Source organism: Nocardioides albus, from assembly GCF_014648255.1.
GTDB lineage: Bacteria > Actinomycetota > Actinomycetes > Propionibacteriales > Nocardioidaceae > Nocardioides > Nocardioides albus.
Map to the genome: position 1 here is coordinate 64325 of NZ_BMQT01000014.1, position 25106 is coordinate 89430.

Annotated in this window: 23 protein-coding genes; 7 read left to right on the forward strand and 16 right to left on the reverse strand. The window is 67.7% G+C overall.

All coding sequences use genetic code 11. The features are described 5' to 3' along the window. Positions 1–358: 358 nt before the first annotated feature. Positions 359–1600, reverse strand: a complete 1242-nt coding sequence (locus IEY84_RS24210) for an HNH endonuclease signature motif containing protein (protein ID WP_183551351.1) — start codon at positions 1598–1600, stop codon at positions 359–361. A gap of 529 nt (positions 1601–2129) precedes the next feature. Here IEY84_RS24210 and arr point away from each other — a divergent pair. Continuing rightward, a complete protein-coding gene (arr, locus tag IEY84_RS24215; protein ID WP_183551348.1) occupies positions 2130–2540 on the forward strand; it encodes an NAD(+)--rifampin ADP-ribosyltransferase in 411 nt (136 codons plus the stop codon). A gap of 8 nt (positions 2541–2548) precedes the next feature. On the opposite strand, the gene IEY84_RS24220 is transcribed toward arr, so the two are convergent. From IEY84_RS24220 to IEY84_RS24235, 4 genes are all read right to left on the reverse strand, one after another. Beyond that, positions 2549–3130 (reverse strand): DUF1349 domain-containing protein, encoded by a 582-nt coding sequence (locus IEY84_RS24220; protein ID WP_183551346.1) that lies wholly within the window; start codon positions 3128–3130, stop codon positions 2549–2551. 4 nt (positions 3131–3134) lie between these two features. After that, on the reverse strand, positions 3135–3533 hold the full coding sequence (locus IEY84_RS24225; protein WP_183551343.1) for a low affinity iron permease family protein: 399 nt from the start codon (positions 3531–3533) through the stop codon (positions 3135–3137). 75 nt (positions 3534–3608) lie between these two features. Then, the gene (locus tag IEY84_RS24230) at positions 3609–3938 is read right to left on the reverse strand and encodes a nuclear transport factor 2 family protein (RefSeq protein WP_183551341.1); all 330 of its coding nucleotides are present in this window, start codon (positions 3936–3938) and stop codon (positions 3609–3611) included. Positions 3939–3952: 14 nt separating this feature from the next. Then, on the reverse strand, positions 3953–4714 hold the full coding sequence (locus IEY84_RS24235) for an SDR family oxidoreductase (RefSeq protein ID WP_183551338.1): 762 nt from the start codon (positions 4712–4714) through the stop codon (positions 3953–3955). Positions 4715–4753: 39 nt separating this feature from the next. Here IEY84_RS24235 and IEY84_RS24240 point away from each other — a divergent pair, with 39 nt between their 5' ends. Further along, positions 4754–5134 (forward strand): hypothetical protein, encoded by a 381-nt coding sequence (locus IEY84_RS24240; protein WP_221209254.1) that lies wholly within the window; start codon positions 4754–4756, stop codon positions 5132–5134. A 9-nt stretch (positions 5135–5143) separates the two neighbouring features. On the opposite strand, the gene IEY84_RS24245 is transcribed toward IEY84_RS24240, so the two are convergent. Then, positions 5144–5473 carry a branched-chain amino acid transporter permease gene (locus tag IEY84_RS24245; RefSeq protein ID WP_183551335.1) on the reverse strand — a complete coding sequence of 110 codons (330 nt, stop codon included), beginning with the start codon at positions 5471–5473 and terminating at the stop codon, positions 5144–5146. Continuing rightward, a complete protein-coding gene (locus IEY84_RS24250; RefSeq protein WP_221209253.1) occupies positions 5466–6194 on the reverse strand; it encodes an AzlC family ABC transporter permease in 729 nt (242 codons plus the stop codon). Before IEY84_RS24250 ends, IEY84_RS24245 begins: the two co-directional genes overlap by 8 nt. A gap of 63 nt (positions 6195–6257) precedes the next feature. Here IEY84_RS24250 and IEY84_RS24255 point away from each other — a divergent pair, with 63 nt between their 5' ends. Next, positions 6258–6710 carry an Lrp/AsnC family transcriptional regulator gene (locus IEY84_RS24255; RefSeq protein WP_183551331.1) on the forward strand — a complete coding sequence of 151 codons (453 nt, stop codon included), beginning with the start codon at positions 6258–6260 and terminating at the stop codon, positions 6708–6710. A 19-nt stretch (positions 6711–6729) separates the two neighbouring features. On the opposite strand, the gene IEY84_RS24260 is transcribed toward IEY84_RS24255, so the two are convergent. The 3 genes from IEY84_RS24260 to IEY84_RS24270 form a co-directional block, all read right to left on the reverse strand. Further along, positions 6730–7704, reverse strand: coding sequence for a formylglycine-generating enzyme family protein (locus IEY84_RS24260; RefSeq protein ID WP_229788965.1), 975 nt, complete (start codon positions 7702–7704; stop codon positions 6730–6732). Positions 7705–7728: 24 nt separating this feature from the next. Next, positions 7729–10053: an arylsulfatase gene (locus IEY84_RS24265; RefSeq protein ID WP_229788967.1), complete on the reverse strand. Its 2325-nt coding sequence runs from the start codon at positions 10051–10053 to the stop codon at positions 7729–7731. A 147-nt stretch (positions 10054–10200) separates the two neighbouring features. Beyond that, complete coding sequence (locus IEY84_RS24270) at positions 10201–10995, reverse strand: helix-turn-helix domain-containing protein (RefSeq protein WP_229788968.1); 795 nt, start codon at positions 10993–10995, stop codon at positions 10201–10203. Positions 10996–11110: 115 nt separating this feature from the next. Between IEY84_RS24270 and IEY84_RS24275 the strand changes: the two genes are divergently transcribed. Further along, positions 11111–11461 (forward strand): nuclear transport factor 2 family protein, encoded by a 351-nt coding sequence (locus IEY84_RS24275; protein WP_183551324.1) that lies wholly within the window; start codon positions 11111–11113, stop codon positions 11459–11461. A 67-nt stretch (positions 11462–11528) separates the two neighbouring features. Here IEY84_RS24275 and IEY84_RS24280 read toward each other — a convergent pair whose 3' ends face one another. Beyond that, complete coding sequence (locus IEY84_RS24280; RefSeq protein WP_183551321.1) at positions 11529–18581, reverse strand: DUF7927 domain-containing protein; 7053 nt, start codon at positions 18579–18581, stop codon at positions 11529–11531. Positions 18582–18930: 349 nt separating this feature from the next. Between IEY84_RS24280 and IEY84_RS24285 the strand changes: the two genes are divergently transcribed. Next, complete coding sequence (locus IEY84_RS24285; protein WP_183551318.1) at positions 18931–20112, forward strand: N(5)-(carboxyethyl)ornithine synthase; 1182 nt, start codon at positions 18931–18933, stop codon at positions 20110–20112. 3 nt (positions 20113–20115) lie between these two features. On the opposite strand, the gene IEY84_RS24290 is transcribed toward IEY84_RS24285, so the two are convergent. Next, a complete protein-coding gene (locus IEY84_RS24290) occupies positions 20116–21456 on the reverse strand; it encodes an MFS transporter (protein WP_183551315.1) in 1341 nt (446 codons plus the stop codon). Between the two features lie 97 nt (positions 21457–21553). Then, the gene (locus IEY84_RS24295) at positions 21554–22144 is read right to left on the reverse strand and encodes a TetR/AcrR family transcriptional regulator (RefSeq protein ID WP_183551313.1); all 591 of its coding nucleotides are present in this window, start codon (positions 22142–22144) and stop codon (positions 21554–21556) included. 117 nt (positions 22145–22261) lie between these two features. On the opposite strand from IEY84_RS24295, the gene IEY84_RS24300 reads away from it, so the two are divergent. After that, positions 22262–23116 carry an NAD(P)H-binding protein gene (locus tag IEY84_RS24300; RefSeq protein WP_183551310.1) on the forward strand — a complete coding sequence of 285 codons (855 nt, stop codon included), beginning with the start codon at positions 22262–22264 and terminating at the stop codon, positions 23114–23116. Positions 23117–23235: 119 nt separating this feature from the next. Here the strand turns inward: IEY84_RS24300 and IEY84_RS24305 are convergent, their stop codons facing one another. Both IEY84_RS24305 and IEY84_RS24310 read right to left on the reverse strand, forming a co-directional pair. Beyond that, positions 23236–23529: a DUF1330 domain-containing protein gene (locus IEY84_RS24305; protein WP_183551307.1), complete on the reverse strand. Its 294-nt coding sequence runs from the start codon at positions 23527–23529 to the stop codon at positions 23236–23238. 113 nt (positions 23530–23642) lie between these two features. Next, positions 23643–24215: a carboxymuconolactone decarboxylase family protein gene (locus tag IEY84_RS24310; protein ID WP_183551304.1), complete on the reverse strand. Its 573-nt coding sequence runs from the start codon at positions 24213–24215 to the stop codon at positions 23643–23645. 39 nt (positions 24216–24254) lie between these two features. Here IEY84_RS24310 and IEY84_RS24315 point away from each other — a divergent pair, with 39 nt between their 5' ends. After that, positions 24255–24560, forward strand: coding sequence for a winged helix-turn-helix transcriptional regulator (locus IEY84_RS24315; protein ID WP_221209252.1), 306 nt, complete (start codon positions 24255–24257; stop codon positions 24558–24560). Here the strand turns inward: IEY84_RS24315 and IEY84_RS24320 are convergent. Beyond that, a complete protein-coding gene (locus tag IEY84_RS24320) occupies positions 24557–25042 on the reverse strand; it encodes a hypothetical protein (protein WP_183551298.1) in 486 nt (161 codons plus the stop codon). The genes IEY84_RS24315 and IEY84_RS24320 overlap by 4 nt on opposite strands. Positions 25043–25106: the final 64 nt, after the last annotated feature.

Sequence of the window (25106 nt, forward strand, 5' to 3'; positions counted from 1 at the left end):
GCGGGTCTTGCCATCCATGATGTGGCCACGCTCGACGTCGTAGAGAAGGAACACAGCGCCGTTCCCACGGAAGTACGTCTCGCGCGGCGGCGTCTCGCCTCGGCCCTCCTACAATCCGGGCGCCGACCTGTTCCTTCTGGGCGGCCGGTCGTCAAACACTCCGCCATGACCTGCAGAGTCGTCGCCGTCGGGGCCGCGCAGAACGTCTCCGCCACCTCTGCCTCATCGGCGTCATCACCGACGCCGCGCCGAGTGATCGCACCGTCCGGCTGTCCGCATTCGACGTGGAGTTCCTGCACGCCGACGAATCAGCGCGATGAGCGTCCGGCTCGCCCGTGGAGCCGGGTCCGACGATCGCCTATCTGCGTCGGGTGAAGCGGATGTCGCCGTTGGGTAAGCGCTCGTGGAGGTAGGCGGTGTCGTGGGCGCGGTGGTGGTGATGGCTGCAGAGCAGGGCGGCGTTGTCGAGGTCGGTCGGACCGCCTTGTGCCCAGGCGAGCCAGTGGTGGGCTTCGGCCCAGGTCCCGGGTATGTCACACCCCTCGGCCTCACAGGTTGCTGACCGCAGTAGCAGGGCACGGCGCTGGGCGGCTTGGAAGAAACGTTCCTTGCGTCCGAAGTCCAAGACCTCAGAGGGACCACCGAGAACGGCGGGGATGATGTTGGCGGTGCACGCGAGCCGTCGGGCTTCGGCTGCGGTGATCGGGCTGCCGCCCACGATCTGACCGATCCCGGCCTTGCTGCGGAGTTGGTCGAGGCTGATGGTCACGATCACGGTGGTCGCGTCCCCGCCGTGGATCGGGAGCCGGCCCGGGTCCAGGGTCTCCAATAGCTGGCAGAACGCCCGCCCCAGCCGACGGTCGTAGGGCAGGTAGTCGCCGGTCGTGGTGCGGGTCCCGTCATCACGTCGGGGTGAGGCGAAGGCTTCGAGGTTGGTGGCGAGCCGGTCCGCGGTCGCGTCCGGGACCACCGCGGTGACGCGGGTGGTGCCGTCTCCGAGGCGTCGCATGGTGAGTCGGGTCTTCTTGCGGGCGTGGGCTTCCTCGGCCGCGAGCCGTTTGGCCTCTTCGGCCTCGGCGATCTCGGGGGCGATGACGTCCAGGATCCGGTGTCCCAGGCGCCGTAACTGGGTGGGGTCGAGCTCGGTGGCGTAGCCGACCAGGGCTTCCTCGGCCATCGTCTTGATCTCAGGGTCCAGGTCGGCGGGTAGGTCGTCGAGCGCTGCGACGATCACGGTGGCTTGGGCTGGGTTGCATTCACCGGTGCGCATCGCGGCAGCAACCTGGTGGTAGGTCCGGTCCAACGCTGTTGCGAGCCGCTGGTCGGCGCGCAGGTCCTCGGGGCGTTGGTGGGTGTGGTGATGCAGCCACGCCGCGACATCACGAGCCGCAGTCTCGGCAGCGACATCGTCAGCAGCCGCGAGCACCCGCAGTTCGAGCTCGGCCAGCTGGGCCTTGGCCCGGGCGATCTCCAGGAGAGCCGCGGCCTTCTGGTCGGTGGCCATGAACGTGGGGTTCGCGTCCGCGACCTGCTCCAGGCAGGTGGTGATCGCGACCACCGCGCCCAGCACAGGGTGCTGGGGCTGCTGCAGCGCGGTCATCGATGATCACCTCCCGGACGTACGAACTCTTCACACCCGCAGATGCGGATGTGTTTTGGTTCGCTGGTCCCGGAGGCCCGCCAGATACGGGCTATTACTTACCCTCGCAGCTCGGCGCTCACGCCCCTGGTTCCCCTGGATTACCTCACACCCGTTGTATCCCCGGGTGAGTGGCACGCCTCAGTCTGAGGTGGTCGGCCTTCACGTTTACGCCTATGCCGAGCCTACCATGCACAGCAAACTGAAACCAGCGAAAACGACCGAAAACCCAATTAGAGGCAGATATCCCAACGAGAACCCAGACCGCTGCTGGAAGCCCGCAAGACACCCACATGGCACCCAGCCCAGGCACCCTGTCTTGTAAATCTCCCAACCCAAACACCGTATTGGCCCCACCCGTGCTGGAACCCAGACACGAGACCAATCGGACACACCTCCAGCAACCACACGCAACGCGGCAGCGCCCCCGCCAGCACCGAAAACCCAGAGAAAAAGCCCCAAGTCCCGCCCGATTGCTACCCTGCGAAACATGCGTGAGCCGCTGGACGACGGGCCGTTCTACCACGGCACCAAGGCCGATCTGAAGGTAGGAGATCTCCTCACCTCCGGATTCCGGTCGAACTACCGACCAGACGTGGTGATGAACCACATCTACTTCACCGCACTTCCCGACGGCGCAGGTCTAGCCGCCGAGATCGCACCCAGTGACGCGGAGCCTCGGGTCTACCTCGTCGAGCCGACCGGGGAGTACGAGAACGACCCCAATGTCACGGACAAGAAGTTCCCCGGCAACCCGACCCGCTCCTACCGCAGCACGGCACCGCTCAGGATCGTCTCCGAGGTCCACGACTGGACCCGGCTCACCCCCGAAGCCTTGCAGATGTGGCGAGACCGCCTAGCCGCCATCCGGACGGACGACCGGGCGGAGATCATCAACTAGGCCGCCGATCAGTGCAGGGCGGCATCGACCGAGGTCCTGCGCCACGCGTGGAAAGCGACCGTCAGCCCCGCCCGCGTCGGAGCACAGGTGAACGGCCCGGCCTGCGCGACAAGGTCTGGTGCAAAGGGGATGAGGCGGACGAGCTGGAGAGTGCCACCATCCACCGCGGCCCGAACGGTGAGCGCGTCGCCGGATCGGCTGATCCGGATGAGGACCCTGCGGTCGCGCCAGTCGGGCGCAGGTGCCAGCGACCAGTCGGACAGGCCGTCGGTGACGACGGCGCCGAGCTGCGGACGACCGTCGGCGTACTCGACACCTGCTTTGACCCAGTGCGTCTGACTGACACGCACGAAGATCCCGGCCTGGTCGAACTGCTGCGAGAAGGCGGCCGTGAACTCGACCTCGACCGCGGTGTTCTGGTCGAAGGGGGCCAGCAGGGCGTGCTCGCTGTCGTGGACGAACCCGTAGGACGTCGTACGCCAGGCATCGCTCCCCTCGGCGGCAGTGACGAGGAGGTCGGAGCCGCGCTCGACAGTATCGACGGGCGGATGGGTCCAGCGCCCACTCCCCCAGCTGATCGAGGTCACCATCGGTTCAGTGCCGCTCCTCGAGGCCCACGGCCTCGCGCAGGATGCGTACCGAGTCGGCGAGGTCCTCGTCGTCCCGCGCACGGGACTCCATGAGGTCGGAGAGCGCCGAGGCGATCACATTGAGCTTCTCGTGCGAAGCCTCCTCCGAGCGCCGCCCGGCGTTCTGGAGCAGCACCAGCAGCATCAACGAGAGGACCGAGGATCCTGTATGGATGGCCAGCTCCCACTTGGTGGTCGAGGACCACAAGGGGAAGCTGAACGCCCACAGCAGCAGGACGCCCACGATCACATAGAAGAAGGGAGCATGGCTGACCACGGAGGTGACCACCTCCACGAAGCGTTCGAACCCGTTGCGTCCGTCGCCTCGCTGACGCGACTTCCTGGCCTTGTTCTCTACGGTCATGGCGTCACCGTAGCCCCAAGAACCTGGTCAGGAGGCGCATCAGCGAGGCGAAATCGACGAGGTCATGTCGCGAGATCAGCCCTCGCGGATGGTCATCCTGGCGAGCCGGTCGCCGTCGACGTCGAAGATGAACGTCGAGCGGCCGTTGGCGTGGGTGGAGCGCCAGTCACCGATGACGGTGACCGTGCTGCCCGAGACCTCGACCTCCTCGGCAGCGAGGGTGCCGCTGGCGCCGATGAACTCGTTGTCGCTCCATCCCTTGATCTGCTCGCGGCCGGTGAAGACGCGGCCCCAGTCGTCGACGGCGCCGCCCTCGGCGAACGCGTCGAGGAACGCGGCCTCGTCGTGCCGGTTGACAGCCTCGATGAAGCCGGCGACCGGTTCGGGGATCCTCTGTTCCGTCATGTGCGCACTCCTTGTCATCGAGTCGTGTAGCCGCCGTTGGCGAAGATCGTCTGGCCGGTGATCCACCAGCCCTCCGATGCCAAGAATCGTACGATCGGAGCGATGTCCTCGATCTTGGTCAGCTGGTTTCCCATGCCCTGCGACTTGTGGAACTCGACCCGTTCCGGAGTCTCCTGACCATAGAAGAACGGGGTGTCCATCGGGCCGGGCGCGACGGCCGTGACGGAGATCCCGCGGACGGCGAACTCCTTCGCGGCGGCACGGGTGAAGTGCTCGACCGGGCTCTTGCCGCCGGCATAGGTGGAGTAGCCGTCGGTGAACGCCCCGAGCAGCGCAGTCACGATGGTGATGATCTTGCCGCCGTCGGCGAGGTTCTTGCCGGCCTCCTGGATGAAGAAGTACGCCGCCTTCGCGTTGATGTCGAACATCGAGTCGTACTCCTCCTCGGTGGTCTCGACGATGGGCTTGCGCAACACCTTGCCGACGGTGTTCACGGCAACGTCGATGGTGCCGATCGCGGCCTCGGCGTCCGCGAACAGGCGGGCCACGTTGGCAGGCACGGTCAGGTCACCCTGGAGCGCGACCGCTTTGCCTCCGGCAGCCTCGACCGCGGCGAGCGTGCTGACGGCATCGGCACGAGTCGACTCGGAGTTGAAGTGGGTCGCGACATTCGCTCCGGCCTCCGCAGCCTGCCGAGCGATCAGGCCGCCCAGGTTCTTCGCTCCTCCGGCGATGAGGACGTTCTTACCTGCAAGCGCGCGGGATGGGACGCTCATGTCGCCTTCGGGCTGGCGAACCCGGGGTTCTACACCCTCATGTACGGCAAGGTACGCCCCGGCTACTCCCCCGCTGCCCAGTCACGCCCGAGCGAGATCCTGCTCGCCCTCACCACCCGGGCAGCAGACCAAGGACGGCTCGTCGTGCCCCCGGAGCAGGCAGCCGCCCACGTGCTCGTGACGAACATCGGCGTCACCCTCCGGCAGATCGTCCTGGCCACCGCCGACCCCGACCTCTCGGCCGCGGTGCGCGAAGGAACGATCACCGCCATCACCGGCACGGGCGCACAGCGGAGAACCCCGCTCGCCGCGGCGCTCGAGATCGCTGCCGCCCACCCGCAGATTCTGGGCAGGGCCGAGACGCAGCTCCTGATCGAGTGGCTGTCGAAGCTCGGCGAGCAGACTCCGGAGACCGCGTAGATCGCCGCCTCAGGCCGCGATGACCGAGGTGATCAGGACGTACGCGGCTGTGCCGGCGAAGATGCTCAGCGTCATGCTGCCGCGCCACAGGTGCAGACCGATCGTGATCGCGAGAGCGAGGGCCGCAGGACCGGCCGACGCGAGCGCGACAGGGTCGGTCTCGCGGAGGGTGTAGGCGGCGAGGATGACCATCACGCCGACGGGCATCCGGTCGCCGATGTAAGCCAGCAGCGCGCTGTGTCGCAGCGGAGCGAGCATGGCGAACGGAGCCGCACGAAGGGTCCAGGTGACGGCCGCGGAGACGAGGACGGCGGACAGGACGTACCAGGGATCAGTCATGGCTGCCCCTGCGTGCGGCGAGAACGTACGAGCAGACCAGGGCGGCACAGAACAGGCCCATCGCGATCAGCAGCATGTTGTCCCGCGAGATCAGCGCCGCGACCAATGCGCAGCCCAGAGCAAGAGCCGAGACCGGCACGGACCGGCGGACCTTGTACGCCTCGATCCCCAGCACCACGAAGAGTGCGGTGACGGCGAAGTCGAGGCCGACCACCTGCGGCGGGATCAGCGAGCCCAGTGCGGCACCGACGGCCACGCAGAGCACCCACGCCACGTGGAAGAACGCCTGGATGCTGACGATCCGCGTCCGCGACCACCCGGCCGCCTCCGGCGTCGCGGTGAGGGCGTACGCCTCGTCGGTCAGGGCGAAGGTGCTGTAGGCCTTCCATCCGCGGCCGTGGACCCGGCTCATGGGGAAGGAGATGGCGTAGAAGACGTGCCGGAAGTTCACCAGCAGCGTGCTCACCGCGATCTGCGCCAGCGGAGCGGCCGCGGCCAGGAGGCCGACGAGCAGGAACTCCATGGAGCCGGCGAACACGACAGCACCGAGCACCGGCGCCCACCACCAGGCGAGCCCGGACTGGACCACCAGCACGCCGAGCGCGAGCCCCAGCGGGACTACCGCGACACAGGCGGGCAGCACGATGCGCCATCCCGCCGCGACCTCGTTGCGCGCCTCGTCGCGCACCTGGGGAACTGCCTCTGACTCCATCACCTGCATGTCGCAAGCCTAGGAAACATCTGACGCTCTTGGGTTGCCCATTGGCAATGCTAAAGTGCCCCGATGCGCAATGATCATGCGATCGACGACCTGGATCGAGCAATTATTGCCGAGCTCGAGGACGACGCTCGGCTGAGCAACACCGAGCTCGCCCGCAGGGTCGGGCTGACCCCGGCCCCGTGCCTGCGTCGCGTGCAGCGTCTGGAGCGCGAGGGCGTGATCAAGGGCTACCACGCCAGCATCGACCCGAAGAGCGGCGGACGCGGGTTCGAGGTCATCGTGGCGATCGACATCGCCGTCAACGACGGCAAGACGATCGAGGACTTCGAGACGGCCGCGGTCGCGATCCCCGAGGTCACCGAGATGCGCCGCATGCTCGGCCAGCCCGACTACTACCTGCGCGTCCAGGTCGCCGACCCCGAGGCGTACGAGGCTCTGCTCGTCGGGACGATCTCGCGGCTGCCGGCGGTGAGCCGCCTGCTCTCCCACCAGACGATGCGGCTGGTCAAGGGGTAGAGCCGCCGGCGAGGTGAGGTCAGAGCGATCGCACGCAGCGGAAACCGATGTGGGTCGTCGCGGTGTCGTCGGCCTGCGGCGAGCGGGCGGCAGGCCGGTAGCGCAGGCAGTACGCCGGGGCGCACAGGTGCGAGCCGCCCTTGAGCACCCGGCGCGGGATCGCCGAACCGATCTCGGCGCTCGCAGCCGCCTGGGTCTCCTCCCGCGAGGACGGCCCGCACTGGCATCCGTCGCCACATCCGCCCTGCTCGGCGAGCAGGTCGACCCGCTCGCGATCCCGTTCGGGTCCGTGACGCTCGGTGTAGAAGTCGGTCGTCCACTCCCAGACGTTGCCGATGCAGTCCAGCAGGCCGTAGTCGTTCGCCGGGAACGTCCCCACCGGCGAGGTCCCCACCCAGCCCGCGGCGCCGGTGTTGCGCCAAGGGAAGGACCCTTGCCAGGTGTTCGCCATCAGCCGACCTTCCGGGCGTAGCTCCTCACCCCAGGCGTACGTCGCGCCGGCCCGGCCGCCACGAGCGGCGTACTCGAACTCGGCCTCGGTGGGCAGCCGCTTGCCAGCCCACTCGGCGTAGGCCCGCGCGTCCTCGAGAGCGACCTGGGTGACCGGGTGGTCCTCCCTGCCGGCGATCGAGGAGCCGGCACCGAACGGTGCCTTCCAGCTCGCGCCAGCACCCCACGCCCACCATTGCCGCCAGTCGCGGAGATCGACCGGCCCCCGGGTGGGCACGAAGACGAGCCCACCCGGGACCAGGTCAGCCGGGTCGGCCCCTGGGAAGTCGGCCGGATCCAGCGGCCGCTCGGCCACGGTGACGTAGCCGGTGTCGGCCACGAACGCGGCGTACTGGGCGCTGGTCACCGGATGCAGGTCGATCTCGAACGACTCGACCGTGCGCTCGTGGACCGGCCCTTCATCCGGGTAGAACGCCTCCGAACCCATCGCGAACGTGCCTCCGTCGAGACGGATCATCCGGGTCGGTTCCAACGTTTCGGCCACGGCGCCGACTCTACGCATCCCCGCTCAGTCGCGAGCCATGGCGGCGAGTGCTTCGGTCTCGAGGTCGAGGTAGCTCTCGTCGCTGACGTCGACGGCGACACCGAGGATCTTTCCTCCGGTGAACGTGAACGGCGCCTGGTAGCTGCGGCTGACCGCATCTGCGCTGTCGAAGCCCACGCATAGGCCATCGCCACACAGGGTGAACTTGCCGACCTGGGCACGCATCTCCCCGGTGGCGACGATCTGGTCATCGACGTAGAGGTTGGTGGTGCCGACCGACTCCTTGTGCGGCCCCGCGCCTTCACGGATGAACTCCATGCCCAGCGTGTGCGGGCCCGGCGTCAGCGTGTCGGAGACGAAGGTCTGCTCCGGCTGGATGCCGAGGAAGTTGTAGACGTAGTGCAGCTTGCCGTCCTTGATGAACAGCGCGTGGCCGCCGAATCGCGATCCGTGCGCAAAGATCACGCCCTGGGCGCCCTCGCTGAGGTCGACGTCGGCGATGATCTTGTACGACCGGCCGCGCACGTTGACCGCCACACCCTCCGGGACCGCGCCGGTGTCGGGGTAGTAGACGTACCGGTTGCGCGGGGGCTCGGCCTGGGGCCGTTCGACGGTAAGCATCTCCATGACGGTCCGGTCATCGAGCGGCAGACCGTTCTTGTCCTCGGCCTCCTCGAACCACGCGGCGACGAGCTCCTGGACCTTCTCCGGATACTCGCTGGCGAGGTTCTTGGACTCCGATCGGTCTACGTCGACGTGGTAGAGCTCCCACTCGTCCTGGTCGAAGTGGCCCTTGTTGTTCAGCGGCGCGTGCGTGGCCGCCGCCTTCCACCCGTCCTGCCAGATCCCACGGGTGCCACCGATGGTGTAGTACTGCCGCTTCTTGCGGGTCGGCGCGTCGGCCTCGTCGAAGCTGTAGGCCATCGAGACGCCTGGCAGCGGAACCTGCTCGGCGCCACGGTAGACCTCGGGCATCTCCAGGCCGGCCAGCTCCAGAATCGTCGGGACGATGTCGGTGACGTGGTGGTACTGGTGCCGCAGCTCGCCCTTGGCCTTGATGCCCTTGGGCCAAGAGATGATCATCGGGTCGCAGGTGCCGCCGGCGTACTGCGCATAGCGCTTGAACATCTGGAACGGGGTAGAGAACGCCGCCGCCCACCCGGTGGGATAGTGGTTGTAGGTCTCCGGTGACCCGAGCTTCTCCAGCATGGTGAGGTTCTCGGCGAGGTCGTCCGGGTAGTTGTTGAAGTACTTGTTCTCGTTCACCGAACCACTCGCAGTGCCTTCCCCGGACGCGCCGTTGTCGGCGCAGTAGAACACGATCGTGTTCTCCAGCTGGCCGGTCTCCTCGAGGTAGTCGATGACTCGTCCGACCTGCGCGTCGGTGTACTCCGAGAACCCGGCGAAGACCTCTGCCATCCGGGAGAAGAGCCGCTTCTCGTCGTCGGAGCACTCATCCCACGGCTTCACGTAGTCGATCGGGTTCTGCTGCTCCTCGAGGATCGGGTTGAAGGGCGTGAGCTCGGTGCCTTCCGGCATCACGCCGCGCTCGATCATCCGGTCGAGCACCCACTGCCGGTAGGCGTCGTACCCGTCGTCGAACATGCCCTTGTACTTGTCCGCGTACTCCTTCGGGCTGTGGTGCGGGGCGTGGTTGGCGCCCGGGCAGAACCACATGTACCAGGGCTTCGAGGGGTTCGAGGCCTGCTGGTTGCGCAGCATCTTGATCGCCTGGTCGGCGAGGTCCTTGGAGAGGTGGTATCCCTCCTCCGGCGTGTAGGGCTGCTCGATGAAGTGGTTGTCCTCGCACAGGTCCGGATACCAGTTGTTCGTCTCACCACCGAGGAACCCGTAGAACCGGTCGAATCCCATCGACAGAGGCCACCGCGAGCGGCTGCCGCCCTCGGAGATGTCCTCCTCAGGTACGTCGTGGTCCTTGCCCAGCCAGAAGGTGCTGTAGCCGTTGTCCTGCAGGATGTGTCCCACCGTCGCGCACTCGTCCGGGATCCGGCCTGCGTTGCCCGGGAATCCGTTCGTCGTCTCCATGATCGATGCGATGCGGTTGGTGGTGTGGTCGCGCCCGGTGAGCATGCAGGAACGAGTCGGCGAGCACAGCGCCGTGGTGTGCCACTGGGTGTAGGTCAAACCGTTGTCCGCCAGCCGCTGCGCCGTCGGCATGTTGACCCGCCCGCCGTACGGTGACCAGCAGGCCATCCCAGTGTCGTCATAGAGCACCACCAGTACGTTCGGCGCACCGTCCTTCGCCTTCGGAAGCCGGTATGGCGTCCAGTCCGGGACCGAGTCCCTCACGTCCAGGTTGATGACGCCGTTGAATTCCTTGTCAGCCACGACTCGTCCTCTTCTCCACGGATCCGGGAAATAGACCGACCACCAGGCGACAAACGACCGGGACTCGACTACGTCCGACATGGCCGGCCACTGCCACCCTTTGTGCGCGTCGCCGCGGATGCCTCACCCGGTTTGGGTGAGTCGAGGTCACAGCGAGGGGCTGAGCGCCTGTCGCGTACGGTCGTCAGCAGGGACGAAGGTCTCCAGATGGAGGCCGTCGAGCGTGACGTCGGAGGCGCTCTCGATCTGACTGGCGACGCTGAAGAAGCGGAGCACCTGGCCGCCGGTCTCGATCTCCAGCGGGACGACGGGCTCGGCCAGCGGTCGCGCTGACGGCTCGTCGCCGGAGGGATAGCCGGTGACCTCGTCTCGGAGAGCGACCAAGACCGGGTCGCCCCCGGTGTGGGTGATGCGCCGACCGAGCTGGTGGAGCAGGTGCGCTCGCCACACCGGAAGGTTGCGGATGGCGTCGGCGAGCCCACGCGGATGCAGACAGAGCCGGATCACGTTCAGCGGCGGCTCGAGCAGCGTGGGGTCGCAGCCGGCGAGCAGCGCGTCCACGGGTTCGTTGGCATCGATGATGTCCCAGTGGTCGTCGAGGAGCAGGGCCGGGTACGGCGCGTGCGCGTCCAGCAGGCTGCGGAGACCGGCCATCACCGGCGCGAGCGCGTCGTCGTCGGTCGAGCGGTGCGGGTAGCGAGGAGCGAACCCGCCGGCGAGCAGGAGCCGGTTCTGCTCGGCCATGGGCACCCGCATCACCTCGGCCAGCCGGACGATCATCTCCGGTGTCGGCCGGGAGCGGCCGTTCTCGACGTAGCTCAGGTGCCTGGTGCTCACCTCCGCCTGGGTGGCGAGCGCGAGCTGGCTCAGGGACCGTAGCTCGCGCCAGCGGCGGAGCTCACCGCCGACCGACGACGGCGGGCGGGTCAGAGTTGAGGTCACGGCCCGAGGCTAGCCACCCCAGGAGCCCGACGGCCATGACCTCAGAGGTCATCGACCGATGCCCGGTCCGACCGCGAACCTTCTTCCACGAGCCCATCGAGAGAAGGAAGACACCATGAACGACATCGTGACGCGCTACCTCGACACCTGGAACGCGACCGACGAGGCGCTCGCCGAGCTGCTGGCCACCCACTGGTCCGACGACTGCGTCTATGTCGACCCGCTCGCCGACGTCCACGGCCGCGACGCCGTCCGTGCGACCATCCAGGCCGTACGCACACAGTTCCCCGGCTTCGTGTTCACCTCCGTCGGCGAGGTCGACGCCCATCACCAGCAGGCCCGCTTCCAGTGGGGTCTTGGCCCAGCCGGCGAGGAGCCGGTCATCGTCGGCTTCGACGTGGTCGTCCTCGACGCGGATCAGCGCATCCGTGACGTACGCGGCTTTCTCGACAGAGTCCCCGCCTGATGCCCGGCCGGACCCGGCAGACGGCCGCGGAGGTAGCCGTCTGCCGGGTCCGCTCAACCTCGGGTGCTCACCCCTCGGTGCCGCGGCGACGGCGACGGGAGAGCGTGATCATGCCCGCGCCCGAGGCAAGCAGCAGCAGGGCCAGGAGCGCCCACACGCCAACGCGTGGCGCCCCGGTGTCCGGGAGTGTCGGACCTGCCCCCGGGGTCGGTCCCGGCGTCGGGTCTGGCGTCGGGTCTGGCGTCGGCTCGGGGGTCGGGTCGGGGTTCCCACCGCCCTTGATCGGCGTGTCCGTGGTGCAGTTGGCGTCGACCCCGCGGAGGCACGAGCCCCCGGAGCCGCCGTCGGGTGTGACCACATTGACGAGCTCGCCGTCTCCGGAGACCGGGTCGGCAGTCGTGACCGAGTAGGTCACCGTGACCGTGCCGCCCACCTCGAGCGGTCCGGACCACGTCAGGGTGGGCGCGTCGTACGACGTCTCGCCGGCCGTGGCGGACGCGTCGTCGTTGTAGGTCGCGTCGTCGAGCACGGCAGACAGGTCGTCGCTGAAGCTGGCGGGGTCGTCCGCGGTGTAGGCGGCCTGCCCGGTGTTGACGACCTCGACCGTGTAGCTGACCGTGTCGCCCGGCGACACCGCCTTCTTCGGCTTCACCGTCTTGCTGACCTCGAACGCCTGGACCGGGTCGGTCGTGGTGCAGTCGTCCGCCGTGGCCGATGCGCGGCCGGCCCGGCCGGTCCGGCCCTCGGAGTCACAGTTGGACTCCGGCGGCCCGACGACGGCGTTGGTGAGAGTGCCGTCGCCGGTGAGCGGGTCGTTGACGGTCACCGAGTAGGTGATCGTCGCGACGTCGCCCGGTTCCAGCGCACCCTGCCAACGCATGGTCGGCTCGCTGTAGGTCACCTCGCCGACGTCGGCAGCGGCGTCGTCGTTGTACGTCGCGTCGTCGAGGACCGCGGAGAGGTCGTCGTCGAACCTCGCCGGGTCGTCGGCGGTGTAGGCCACCTGGCCGGTGTTGGTGACCTTCACGGTGTAGGTGGTGGTCCCACCGGGGTTGACAGCACCATCCGGCTCGGCCGACTTCACGATCTCCAGGGCCTTGACCGGTACGTCGGTGTGGCACTCCGGCGCGGTCGAGTCCTCACAGTTGGAGACCGGCGGACCGACCACGGCGTTGGTGAGCACACCGTCACCTGTGGGCGGGTCGTTGACGGTGACCGAGTAGGTGATCGTCGCGGTCTCGTCGACGCCGAGCTCCGACTCCCAGCTCAGCGTCCCGTCGGCGTACGTCACCTCGCCGGTGTCCGCGCTCGCGTCGTCGTTGTAGGTCGCGTCGTCGAGCACGTCGGTGGCGAGGTCGTCGGTGAAGCTCGCCGGGAAGCGCGGACCGAAGGGCACTCCGCCCGTGTTGGTGACCTTGACGGTGTAGGTGACGGTGTCACCCGGCACCACCTCGTCGCCGGGGTCTGCGGTCTTGACGATCGTCAGCTCCCGGATCGGGACGTCGATCGTGCAGTCCTCCTCGGTGCCCTCGTCACAGTTGGACTCCGGCGGCCCGACGACGGAGTTGCCGAGCGTGCCGTCGCCCGTCTGCGGGTCGTTGACGGTGACCGAATAGGTGACCGTGGCCGTCTCGCCCGGCTCGAGGGCACCCTCCCAGTGCAGGGTGGGTGCGGCGAAGGTGGGCGTGCCGATGTCGGCGCTGGCGTCGTCGTTGTACGTCGCGTCGTCCAGCACGTCGCTCATGTCGTCGTCGAACGTCGCCGGCGCGTCCTCGGTGTAGGCCGCCTGACCGGTGTTCTCGACCGTCACCGTGTAGGTGACCGTGTCACCAGGACGGGTGAAGCGCGGCTCGGCCGTCTTGGTGATCTTCAGCGCCTTGACCGGGTCGTCGGTCGAGCATTCCGGCTCCGTACCCTCGTCGCAGTTCGACTCCTCCGGACCGACGACAGCATTGGTGAGCTCACCGTCGCCCGTCTGTGGGTCGTTGACGGTCACCGAGTAGGTGATCGTCGCGGTGTCCCCGGGTGCCAGCGGTCCGGACCAGGCCAGGTTCGGCGCCTCGAAGGTGGCGGTTCCCGCCGTCGCGTTCGCGTCGTCGTTGTAGGTCGCATCGTCGAGAACCGCAGTCAGATCGTCGGTGAACGTCGCCGGGTTCTGCGCGGTGTAGCGCACCTGTCCGGTGTTCTCGACCGTCACGGTGTAGGTCACCGTGCCGCCGGGCGTGACCTCCGCTGGTTCGGAGGCCTTCGTGATGAGCAGCGCACGGACCGGGACGTCGGTATGACACCCGTCCTCGGTGCCGTCGTCGCAGTTCGACTCCTCCGGCCCGACCACCGCGTTGGTCAGCGTGCCGTCCCCGGTGATCGGATCGGCGACCTTCACGGAGTAGGTGATCATCGCCGTCTCGCCCGGAGCGAGCGCCCCGGACCAGGACAGCTCCGGCTCGGCGTACGTCACTGTTCCGGTGCTCGCAGCGGCGTCGTCGTTGTACGTCGCATCGTCGAGGACCGCGGTGAGGTCGTCGGTGAAGGTCGCCGGGTCGGCCCGCGTGTAAGGCACGTTCCCCGTGTTCTCCACCGTCACGGTGTAGGTCACCGTCCCACCTGCGTTCACGGCAGCAGGATCGGAGGTCTTGGTGATCTCGAGCGCCCGCACCGGGGTCACGATGTGACAGCCCTCCTCGGTGCCGTCATCGCAGTTCGACTCGTCCGGCCCGACGACAGCATTCGTCAGCTTGCCGTCGCCTCCGGGCGGGTCGTCGACCGTCACCGAATAGGTGATCGTCGCGGTCTCCCCGACCGGCAGCGGCCCGGACCAGGACAGCGTCGGCTCGGCGTACGTCGCGGATCCGACCGAGGCGCTCGCGTCGTCGTTGTAGGTCGCGTCATCGATGACCGCAGTGAGGTCGTCGGTGAAGGTCGCCGGGTTCTCGGCGGTGTAGTCGACCTTGCCGGTGTTCTCCACGGTGACCGTGTAGGTCACGGTCTCGCCCGGTGTCACCGGCCCGGACGGGTCCGCCGACTTGGTGATGTCCAGGCCGGGCGTGGGCACGACCGTCGAACACTCTGGTTCGGTGCCCTCGATGCAGTCCGACTCGGGCGGGCCGACGACGCCGTTGGTCAGCACGCCGTCTCCACTCAGGGGGTCGTTGATCGTGACCGAGTAGGTGATGGTGGCCTTGTCGCCGGGCGCCAGGGCGCCCGACCAGGACAGCTCGGGCTCGGCGTAGGACACCTCGCCGATGTCGGCGGCAGCATCGTCGTTGTAGGTGGCGTCGTCGAGGACCTGGGTGAGGTCGTCGGTGAACCTGGCCGGATCGTCGGCCGTGTAGGGCGCCTGGCCGGTGTTCTCCACGGTGACCGTGTAGGTCACGGTGTCGCCCGGCACGATGTCGGTGGCATCGACGGTCTTGGCGATCTCGAGGTCCTTCACCAGCACATCGGTCGAGCATTCCGGCTCGGTGCCGTCGACACAGTTGGACTCCGGCGGGCCGGTGACGGCGTTGGTGAGCACGCCGTCGCCGCTGAGCGGGTCGTTGACGGTCACGGAGTAGGTGATCGTCGCGGTCTCGCCGGCCGCGAGCGGCCCGAACCAGTTGATCATCGGCTCGTTGTAGACCGCCACGCCGGTGTCGGCGGAGAGGTCGTCGTTGTAGGTGGCGTCGTCGAGGACCTCGTTGAGGGTGTCCGCGAACGTCGCCGGGTTGGTGCGCGTGTAGTCGGCCTGACCGGTGTTCTTCACGGTGACCGTGTAGGTGACCGTGTCCCCCGGCACGACCTCGCCACCGGGCTCGGCAGTCTTGGTGATCTCGAGCGCGCGCACCGGTACGTCGGTGGTACAGCCTTCCTCGGTGCCCTCGTCGCAGTCGGACTCGGCCGGACCGACGACGGCATTGGTCAGCACGCCGTCACCCTCGACCGGATCGTCGACCGTGACCGAGTAGGTGACCGTGGCGGTCTCCCCGGCAGGGAGCGCACCCTCCCAGGACAGCGTCGGCTCTTCGTACGTCACCTCGCCGACGTCCGCCGCGGCGTCGTCGTTGTAGGCGGCGTCGTCGAGGACCTTGGTGAGGTCATCGGTGAACGTCGCCGGCGCCTCGGCGGTGTAGTCGGCCTGGCCGGTGTTCTCCACGGTGACCGTGTAGGTCACCGTGTCGCCCGCAGCCACCGAACCGGACGGCTCAGCGGTCTTGGTGATGTCGAGCGACCGCACCGGAACGTCGGTCGTGCAGCCCTCTTCGGTGCCCTCGACACAGGTGGACTCCTCGGGTCCGACAACGGCGTTGGTCAGGGTGCCGTCGCCCGACGGCGGGTCGTTGACGGTGACCGAGTAGGTGATCGTGGCCTTCTCACCCGGCGCGAGCGGACCTTCCCACCTCAGCTCGGGCTCGGCGTACGAAGCCTCACCGACATCGGCGCTCGCATCGTCGTTGTAGGTGGCATCGTCGATGACCTCGGAGAGGTCGTCGGTGAAGGTCGCCGGGTTGTCGGGGGTGTAGGTCGAGGTGCCGGTGTTCTCGACGGACACGGTGTAGGTCACCTTGTCGCCGGGCGCCACCGAGGCCGCGGCGTCGGAGGTCTTGGTGATCTCCAGGCCCGGTTCGGGGTCAGCGACGTTGGTGAACGTGCAGACCACCGCGGCGCCGGCGCTGCCGACCGTCGACGGCACCGTGAACTCGCCCGACGAACCTTCACCGCTGGCGACGACGTAGGCAGGGTCCTCAGGTTCGAGCGACTCGTTGACGCACTCCCAGGTCGAGACGTAGTTGCCGAGATCGGTGTCACCGACTCCGGTCTCCGTGACCGTGTAGGTCTCCTCCGCGAGCGCCATGATCGGCCCGGCGACCTCCCGAGACTCGTCCTGGATGCCGTCGTCAGTGCCTGTCGTCGTGCCTTCGACGGCGCCTTCGGGGATGCCGCCGCCAGTGATCGAGACCGTGAACTGGTCGCTGGGGAAGATCCGTCCCTCGACGTCCTTCTGCGCCTTCACGGTCGAGGGCGTGGCACAGGAGCCGAGGTCGACGCTGACACCGCCCGGCGACAGCGACTCGGTGTTGGTCACCTGGCCGGACGACGGGTGCACCTGGAACAGGGTGTTTGCGCTCGCGAGGTAGATGTAGCCGAGCACGTCGACGGCGAGGCCGTTGATCGGGTCGGAGGCGTTGATCGTGCCGATCCGCTTGCCGTCGAACTGAGCCGGCGAGGCCTGCTCGGTGGTCGGCAGCGGCCCGCTCGTGACGTAGAGACCGTTGGAGGTGTTCCCACCGGCGGTGAGGTAGAGATTTCCCTGCGCGTCGAACGCCCAGTCGCCGTTGGCGCCCGGGGTGCTGCCGAGATCGATGGTGGCGACGTGCCCGAGCGCGCTCTGCGAGGCCGGGTCGTAGGCGTAGACGAGCGCCTCGTCGCCGCTGAGGCGACCGTAGTAGTAGACGCCGGTGCTCGGGTCGACCGCGCCGTGGGTGAAGTTGCCGCCCTCGGCCCGGACGGAGGTCGTCTCGCCGGTCGCGGAGTTGAATCCGTGCGCTGCGCCGTCGTTGTGGGCGTACGCCCACACGCCGTCGGCGGAGATGCCGAGCGCGTTGGTGTTCCCCGAACCCGCGCTCGGCTCGAACTGAGCCCTCGCGGTGAGATCGCCGTTGCTCGTGTCGACCTCGTAGATGTTGTGCGGATTGCCGCCCTGGACCGCCCAGACCGTGTCGCAGGCGAGAGGTGGGCCGCCCGGCCGCTCCACGACCGGCACCTGGGTCGTGCACCCGGTCTCGGTGGACTCGACGCAGTTCGACTCCGGGGGCCCGGTCACCGCGTTGTCGATCGTGTCGCCGACCTCGGCGTCGTCAGCGACGGTCACCGAGTAGGTGATCGTGGCGGTCGCGCCGATATCGAGCGGGCCGGACCAGGACAGCTGCGGCATGCCGGAGTCGTCAACGGTCCCGACGTCGGCGTTGCCGTCGTCGTTGTAGGTGGCCGCCGCCAGCACGTCGGTCATGTCGTCGGTGAAACGTGCGGGGGCATCGGCCGAGTAGGCGACCTCACCGGTGTTCTCCACCGTGACCGTGTAGGTCAGCGCGTCACCAGCCGACACCGGACCTGCCGGTTCGACCGACTTGTTGATCTCGAGACCGTGCTGGAGCGCGGCGTTGGTGAACTCGCAGTGCACCTGACGGCTCCCTGCGACCGCGGCCGCAGGCACGGTCACCGTCTCACCCTCCCGAGAGGTCACCACCGGCGCTTGTGTCGCCGCGTCCTCGCACGCCACGTCGGCCAGCCTGATGCCGGGAGGAAGCTGCTCGGTGAGCGTGACGTCGGTGTTCTGCGCGACCGCTACGAGCGGCTGACGGCCCGACTCGGCCGCCTCGGCGTCGTACGTCGCCGCAGCGTCGTCCTCGACCGCGATCGACGCCGTGGCCGGGTCCGTGTTGGTGGAGGTGAAGTCGTAGGTCCCGCCGGCGCCGGGACCGGCGTTCTTGCTCAGGCAGACTCCGCCGCTGCTCATGCTCAGGTTCGAGATGCGGAAGTCGTCGCCCGGTGTGACCCTGTCCGTGATCGCCGTCATCGCGAACCGCATCAGGCCGGACCGCGGAATGCTGTCCGGGAGCGTGACCTGGTAGGTGGTCGCGGCTCGCTCGGCGGCCCCGGTGGTGGGGGTGATCGTGGCGCCGTTGGCGACGACGACGTTCGAAGACCCGGCCGAGTACGGGGTCTGCCAGGCGGCGTAGTTCACGCCCGCGTAGGACAGGGTCAGCTGCATCGCGTCACCGGGGTTCGGCACACCGTGGTTCCAGTGCACGTTCACGGACAGCGTGCTTCCCGGCGTCACGCCGGTCACCGTCTGCTGCAGCTGGCTGCCGGCGCCGCTGGGGGTGTCGTCCGCGTTCGAGTAGCTGGCACCGCCGCCGGCCCCTACCCAGTTGGCGGCCACATTTCCGGCCGGAGCATTGCCGTTGCCCAACGTCCACGCGCCGGCCTCGAGCGGGTCGTAGTCGCACGCGGGCCCGGCCGCCAGCGTCGACGGCTCGTCTTGCTGCGATGCGGCGGCCTCGGGCCGCTCGGCACCGCGAGCGTCCTCAGCCGCGGCCTGGCTGATCGACGACGGGATCGCGACGGTCGAAAGTCCGAGCATGACCGAGAGGGCGACCCCCAGACCGAGGCGTTGACGAGCTCGCAGATCCGGCCACAACCGATGACGCGCACGCGAACTCGAACCGACAGACGAGACCGACACCCGAACCCCAGACCTTTATTGAGTGGTCGCCAACTTTCTTTGCCGCATCAGAATCACACAGAAACTGCGCAAACTCGACCATTTGGATCGGACGACTTGTTACCTCCTACCCCAGGTCGACGCCTCACAGATCGGGCGACCGGACGCCGATGTCTGTCGCGGGCCAGAGTGATCCCGCAGCGTGCCCCGGGTGCGCGTACGATCGAGTCAGGAGCTGACCCTGGTTCCCCAATGATGGGAAGTCCGGATGCCTGGCGCCTTGCCACCCCGCTCCACAGCCCCCAGCTCGCTGCTCACCCTCGGGATGCTCGCCGACTCCTCGATGGAGAACGAGCAGCGGCTGCCGATCCACCCGCATCACCTCGATCTGATCGACCAGGATCTGCGCGCGCAGCTGATCGTCGAGCGTGGCTACGGCGCTGACTTCCAGCTCGAGCCCGGCTACGTCGAGTCGCGGGTCGGCAGGGTCGCGGATCGCTCCGCAGTGATCGAGGCGGCCGACGTGCTGCTGCTTCCGAAGCCTCAGGCCGCCGACGTGGAAGCCCTCCCGGAGGGCCGTGTCCTGTGGGGCTGGCCGCACTGCGTACAGGATCCTGGGCTGACGCAGACTGCGATCGACCACCGGCTCACGCTCATCGCCTTCGAGGCGATGAACCACTGGAGCCACCGGGGCGACTTCAACCTGCACGTGTTCCACAAGAACAACGAGCTCGCCGGCTACTGCTCCGTGCTCCATGCCCTGAGCCTCGTCGGGTCCACAGGCATGTACGGGCCTCGTCGCAGCGCCGTCGTGATCGGCTTCGGGGCGACAGCACGGGGTGCGGTGACCGCGCTCACGGCGCAGGGCATCCACGACATCCAGGTCCTCACCCAGCGCGGCGCGGCGGCGGTGGGCTCCCCCATCCACGGCGCGCACATCGCCCAGCTCAACACCGGCGACGGCGAGACCCACCTCAGCAAGGTCCTCACGAAGGACGGCAACGTCCTGCTCCCGGAGTTCCTGGCCTCGCACGACATCGTCGTGAACTGCACGCTCCAGGACGTCGCTGCACCACTGACCTATCTGCGGACCGAAGACCTGGCGGGGTTTGGCACCGGCAGTCTGATCATCGACGTCTCGTGCGACGAGGCGATGGGGTTCGAGTGGGCGAGGCCCACCACGTTCGACGACCCGATGTTCACGGTCGGCAACGGCGTGAACTACTACGCGGTCGACCACACCCCGTCGTACCTCTGGAACTCCGCGACATGGGAGATCAGCGAGGCGCTGCTGCCGTTCCTGCGCACGGTCATGAAAGGGCCGGCCGCTTGGGCGGCCGACCTGACCCTCTCCCAGGCGATCGAGATCCAGGACGGCGTGATCATCAACCCGAGCATCCTGAGCTTCCAGGGCCGCGACCCGGCCTACCCACACGTTCGCGCTGCGTAGGCGTCAGCGATTCCCTTCGCCCTGGTCGACCGGGTCAAGCGAGCGGGTGCTGGTCTCCGGCATTCGGGCGATGACCGCGAGCGCGACGACCGACACAGCGACGACATACCACGCCGGAGCGACCTGGTTGCCAGTGCGCTCGATCAGGTAGATCGACAGCAGGGGCGCGGTGCCACCGAAGATCGTGAACGCGAGGTTGTAGCTGATCGATGCCCCGGTGTATCGGGTGCGCGCAGGGAAGAGCTCGACGAACGCCGCACCGGCCGGCCCGAAGAACATGCCGAGACAGAACGCCAACAACCCCTGGCTCACGATCGCGGTGACGAGACTGCTGCCTTCGCTGGCGAGCAGGTACGCCGGCACCGCACACACCGCGTTCATGGCAGCCGCGATCAGCAGCCCGCGTCGTCGTCCGATCCGGTCGGACAGCGCACCCGCCAGCGGTACGACTACGAACGTGATCGCGAGCGCGACGCTGTTCGAGATCAGCGCGGCTGACTCGCTCAGACCGACCGTGACGGTCATGTAGGTGAAGAAGTAGCCGGTCAGCGAGTAGTAGCCGAGGCTGGCCACGGCGGCGATGCAGAAGCACGTCACCATCGCGGGTCGCTGCTCGCGGAACACGGTGCGGATCGGCGACGACGCCACCCTCTTGGTCTCCTTGAGCGCGGTGAACGCGGGCGTCTCCTCGACGCGCGTCCGGATGTACAGCCCGACCAGCGCGAGGGGTGCTCCGAGCAGGAACGGCACCCGCCAGCCCCACGACTCGTAGCTGGCGTCACTCAGTGCCTGCGTGAGCCCGAGCACGAGCAGCGCTGCCAACACGGGCGGCAGGTTGGACCAGGTGTAGACGCTGGCGACGTACCGACCACGCCGCGACTGCGGCGAGTGCTCGGCGACGAACGAGTTGGAGCCGATGGTCTCGCCCGCCGCCGACATGCCCTGCACGAGGCGACACACGAGAAGCAGCACCGGAGCCAGGATCCCGATCTGCTGATATGTCGGCAGCAGTCCGATCGCAGCAGTCGCGCCGCCCATCATCAGAATGACGCCGGCAAGCACCCGCTTGCGACCGATCCGGTCTCCGAGGCTGCCAAGTACGAACGCCCCGATCGGCCGCATCACGAAGCCGACTGCGTAGACGGCAAAGGTGGACAGCAGCGCTACCGCGGGGTCCCCCGTAGGGAAGAACAACGTGGCGATGACCGGTGCCGCGTATGCGTAGACAGCAAAGTCGAACCACTCGATGAAGTGGCCGATCGCCGAGGCACTCATCACCTTCCTCACAGTGCGGGGATTGTGGGCCGATGTCGCGGAGACGGTCGCCGCGGAACTGTTCGTCATGGGTCCTCCAGGGCTAAGTGCCATGTAATATGTACCATTGCACAATCACTGTCAATGGTGCTGCCATGCGCGTGAGACCCGGGGCGAAAGCCGCGGACTAGGCCGGCGGCGCCTCGGGACAGACCCCAGCGAGAACGAACGCGGTCCGGCGCTCGTAGTCCGTCCGCGACGGCCGGTCGCCGTGTTTGAGGGCGAGGGCGTTGTCGAGCGTCAGCGCGTGAAGGTCTCCCGCGGTGAATCCGCGAGCCAGGACGCCAGCGGCATGTCCTTCCGCCACCAGGTCGTCGTGGATGGCACCAGCGACGTGGCACAGGGCCATGAGCGCCTCGGAGTCGGGAAACTCCTGCAGCAGGACGTCGTTGACCGCCGGTAGCCGGTATTGGAGATCCCGGATCGCACGGACGTAGTGGCGGATCCTCTCCCGGACTCCGGGTACGGAGCGAGTGTCATCGATGATCGCTCTCAGCTCGGCCGCGACGACGTCGTCGATGACGGCGTCGATCAGGCCGGTCCGGCCCCCGAACCTGTTGAAGATGGTCGCCTTGCTCACGTTGGCCACGGCGGCGACCTCCTCGAGCGGGACAGCGAGCCCCTGGTCGCGAAACACCTCCACAGCAGCGACACGGATCCTGTCGACGTTGCGACGGGCGTCCATGCGAAGCGTTGCCGCAGACCGAACACCGGACATCCCGACTCCTACGTCGACCGAACTTGACCTCGCGAGTCAGATTACCGCAGGATGCAGATCGGACAAGTTGACTCACCGAGTCAACTTCCTGCGGCACCTGGACGAAAGGACGTCATCGTGATCATCGTCACCGGAGCGACCGGGACTCTCAACGGAGCCACGGTGGAGCATCTCCTCGAGCGGGTGCCACCCAGTCACATCGGGGTCAGCGTGCGCGCTCCCGAACGAGCACGACCCCTCGCCGACCGAGGATTCCGTGTCCGGCGAGGGAGCTATGACGACCCGGCGGCCATACGACACTCGTTCGCAGACGCAGAGCAGGTGCTTCTGGTCTCGTCCAACGACATCACTGCCGACGTCGTCGCGCAGCACCGGACCGCGATCGATGCTGCCGTCGCCGCTGGGGCGCGGCGGATTCTCTATACCAGTGCGCACGGCACCGGCTTCGACACTCCCTACCCGCCACTCGCGATCCACGCGGCCACCGAAGAGCACCTCGCCGCCTCCGGCGTCGCATGGACCGCTTTGCGCAACGGCTTCTACGGGGACCTCGGGCAACTGCTCGGCCCGTGGCAGTCGACGGGAACGATCGCCAAGCCCGCCGACGGTCCGTTCTCCTGGGTCGATCGGCGTGATGCCGCGGAGGCTGCCGCGGCCATCCTCACCAGCGACTCCGGATTCGACGGTCCCGTCGATCTGGTCCTTCCCTCGCCGGTCACCCTTGCAGACTTCGCCTCGGCCGCATCCGACCTCACCGGCCGCCCCGTCGATCGCGTCGTCGTCGATGACGAGCAGTGGGTTGCCGACGAGATCGCGAACGGCGTACCGGAGGCGGTTGCACGCTTCACGCTCTCGATGTTCCAGGCCACACGAGACGGTCATTTCGCGGGTTCCGACCCCACACTCACCCGACTTCTCGGGCGCCAGCCACGGAGCGTTGCTGCTCAGCTCGCGGATCAGATCTCCGGGTAGATCGACCCGCCTCGACTGGTGCGCGTCCACCGACAAGCTCAGCTCAAAGCACCGATCCGGTGTCGCCGAGACCTCGGTGGTGAGCTCGATTCGTGGCACCTGAAGATGCTGGACCTCGGTCAGTCGATGCCTTCGACGATGCGGAAGTCGCGCTCGACGCCGTCGGAGAGGGCGGCCAGCGCCTCCTGGTAGGCCTCGCTCTCGTGCGCCGCGACGGCCTGCTCGAAGCTGTCGAACTCGATCAGGACGGTGCGCTCCGCGATTCCGGCCTCGTGAGCGACGACCCGACTGCCGCGGGTGAGGACCCGACCGCCGGCCGCCTTGACCGCCAGAGGGGCCAGCTTGTTGTACGCAGCCAGCTTCTCAGGGTCGGAGATGTTGCGGTAAACGCTGACCCAGTAGCCCTTGGGCATGGAACCTCCAGTGTTCGAATGAGTACATCTGACGTACGGGGTGGCCTCGGACGAGCGCCGGGCTTGTCATGCCCGCCCAATATCACCTTTGCGCATCACGCCAAGCCTCCTGCTCACGAGGTGCGGTATTCGCCGAACCGAGCGGAGCCAGGTTCGAGGGGCAGCCGCAGAGCCTTCACCAGTCCACTGATCATCCGATAGTGGCCGGCGAGGATCACCAGCTCGATGATCGCCTCCGGCGCGAAGGAGTCCGACAGGACGCTCCAGAGGTCGTCGGTGACGTCGGACGTCGACTCGAGCTGGTCGCACAAGGTGATGATCGCGCTCTCGGTGGCGTTCCAGCACGGGTCTTCCGCGCTGCCGGACACCAGGGATGTCATCTCTTCCTTCGTGAAAGCGGCTCGCTCGCCGTACACGGAGACGTGGACACCCCATTCGTACTCAGCCCCGCGTCCGGCAGTGACCCGATCGATGACGATCTCGCGCTGCCGGATGGTGAGGTGCCCACGATCGAGCAGTCCACCGGAGAAGAACTTGTTGAACAGCCGTTCGTCTCGAGCGAGAGTCGTGAACAGGGCCAGCGGCGTGCGACCGCGCATCACTCCGTCGATCTGCTGCTGGATCTCGTCGCGGAGCGGAGGGGTGGCAGGCGCAACTCGTGCGCTCTGAAATTCAGAGCATGGCATGTGTCGGACCCTACGGCGCCGTGCTGCAGAATGCAACGCATGCGTCCAGCCGACGATCCCCAACCGCCGACCTCGAGCCAACCCGTGATGACGCTGCTCGACCAGCTGAGTCGGCGAGCAACGCTCCGCGTGCTGTGGGAACTTCGGTCGGGTCCGCTGACCTTCCGCGAGATCGTCGTCGCGGCAGAGTCGAACTCGAGCGTGGTCAACACCCGGCTCCATGAGCTCCGCAGTCACGGGATCGTGGATCACGCGCAGGGCGGATATCGACTCACCGACGCCGGCAAGGAGCTGCTCGAACTGCTCCTGCCGCTCGATCGGTGGGCAAGGCGCCGGATGGGCTAGAGGTTTACCGCCCCGAGCGCTTCGCGAAGCTGTCTCGAGGCGGACCGCGGAGTAGCACCCGCCCGCCACATGGCGAGCAACAGATCCGCCTGTGGCCGGCCCGGCTCGGTCCAGCTCGGCCCGAGTCCAGCCCCGTGGAGGGCGTCGATCAGGACATCATCGGCTGCCGTACGCGCCTCCGCCCACGCCCGCGAATAAGCCGAATCGACTCGATCCAAGGTCGCGTCACTCTCTTCGATAGCAGGCAGTGCACCGACGACGGCCCGCGCCTCTCTTCGGCGACGCAGGAACGCTATGAGGAAGTAGACGAGGGCACCGGCCCAACTGAAGACCAGCACCATCACGATGTCGAGAACGTCCAGCCCGACGACCCGTCCCCGAGCAGTGGCACCACGGACGATCAGGATCAGCGCGACGATGGTCGGTGCGTATGTCAGCACCGTGACCGTCGCGATCCACATCGCCTCACCCTGGCCAACCATCAAAGCTCCACTCCGTCAGCCGAGACTTCGGCAGAGACTAGCCGTGGTTCGCCCGGAGACCGGC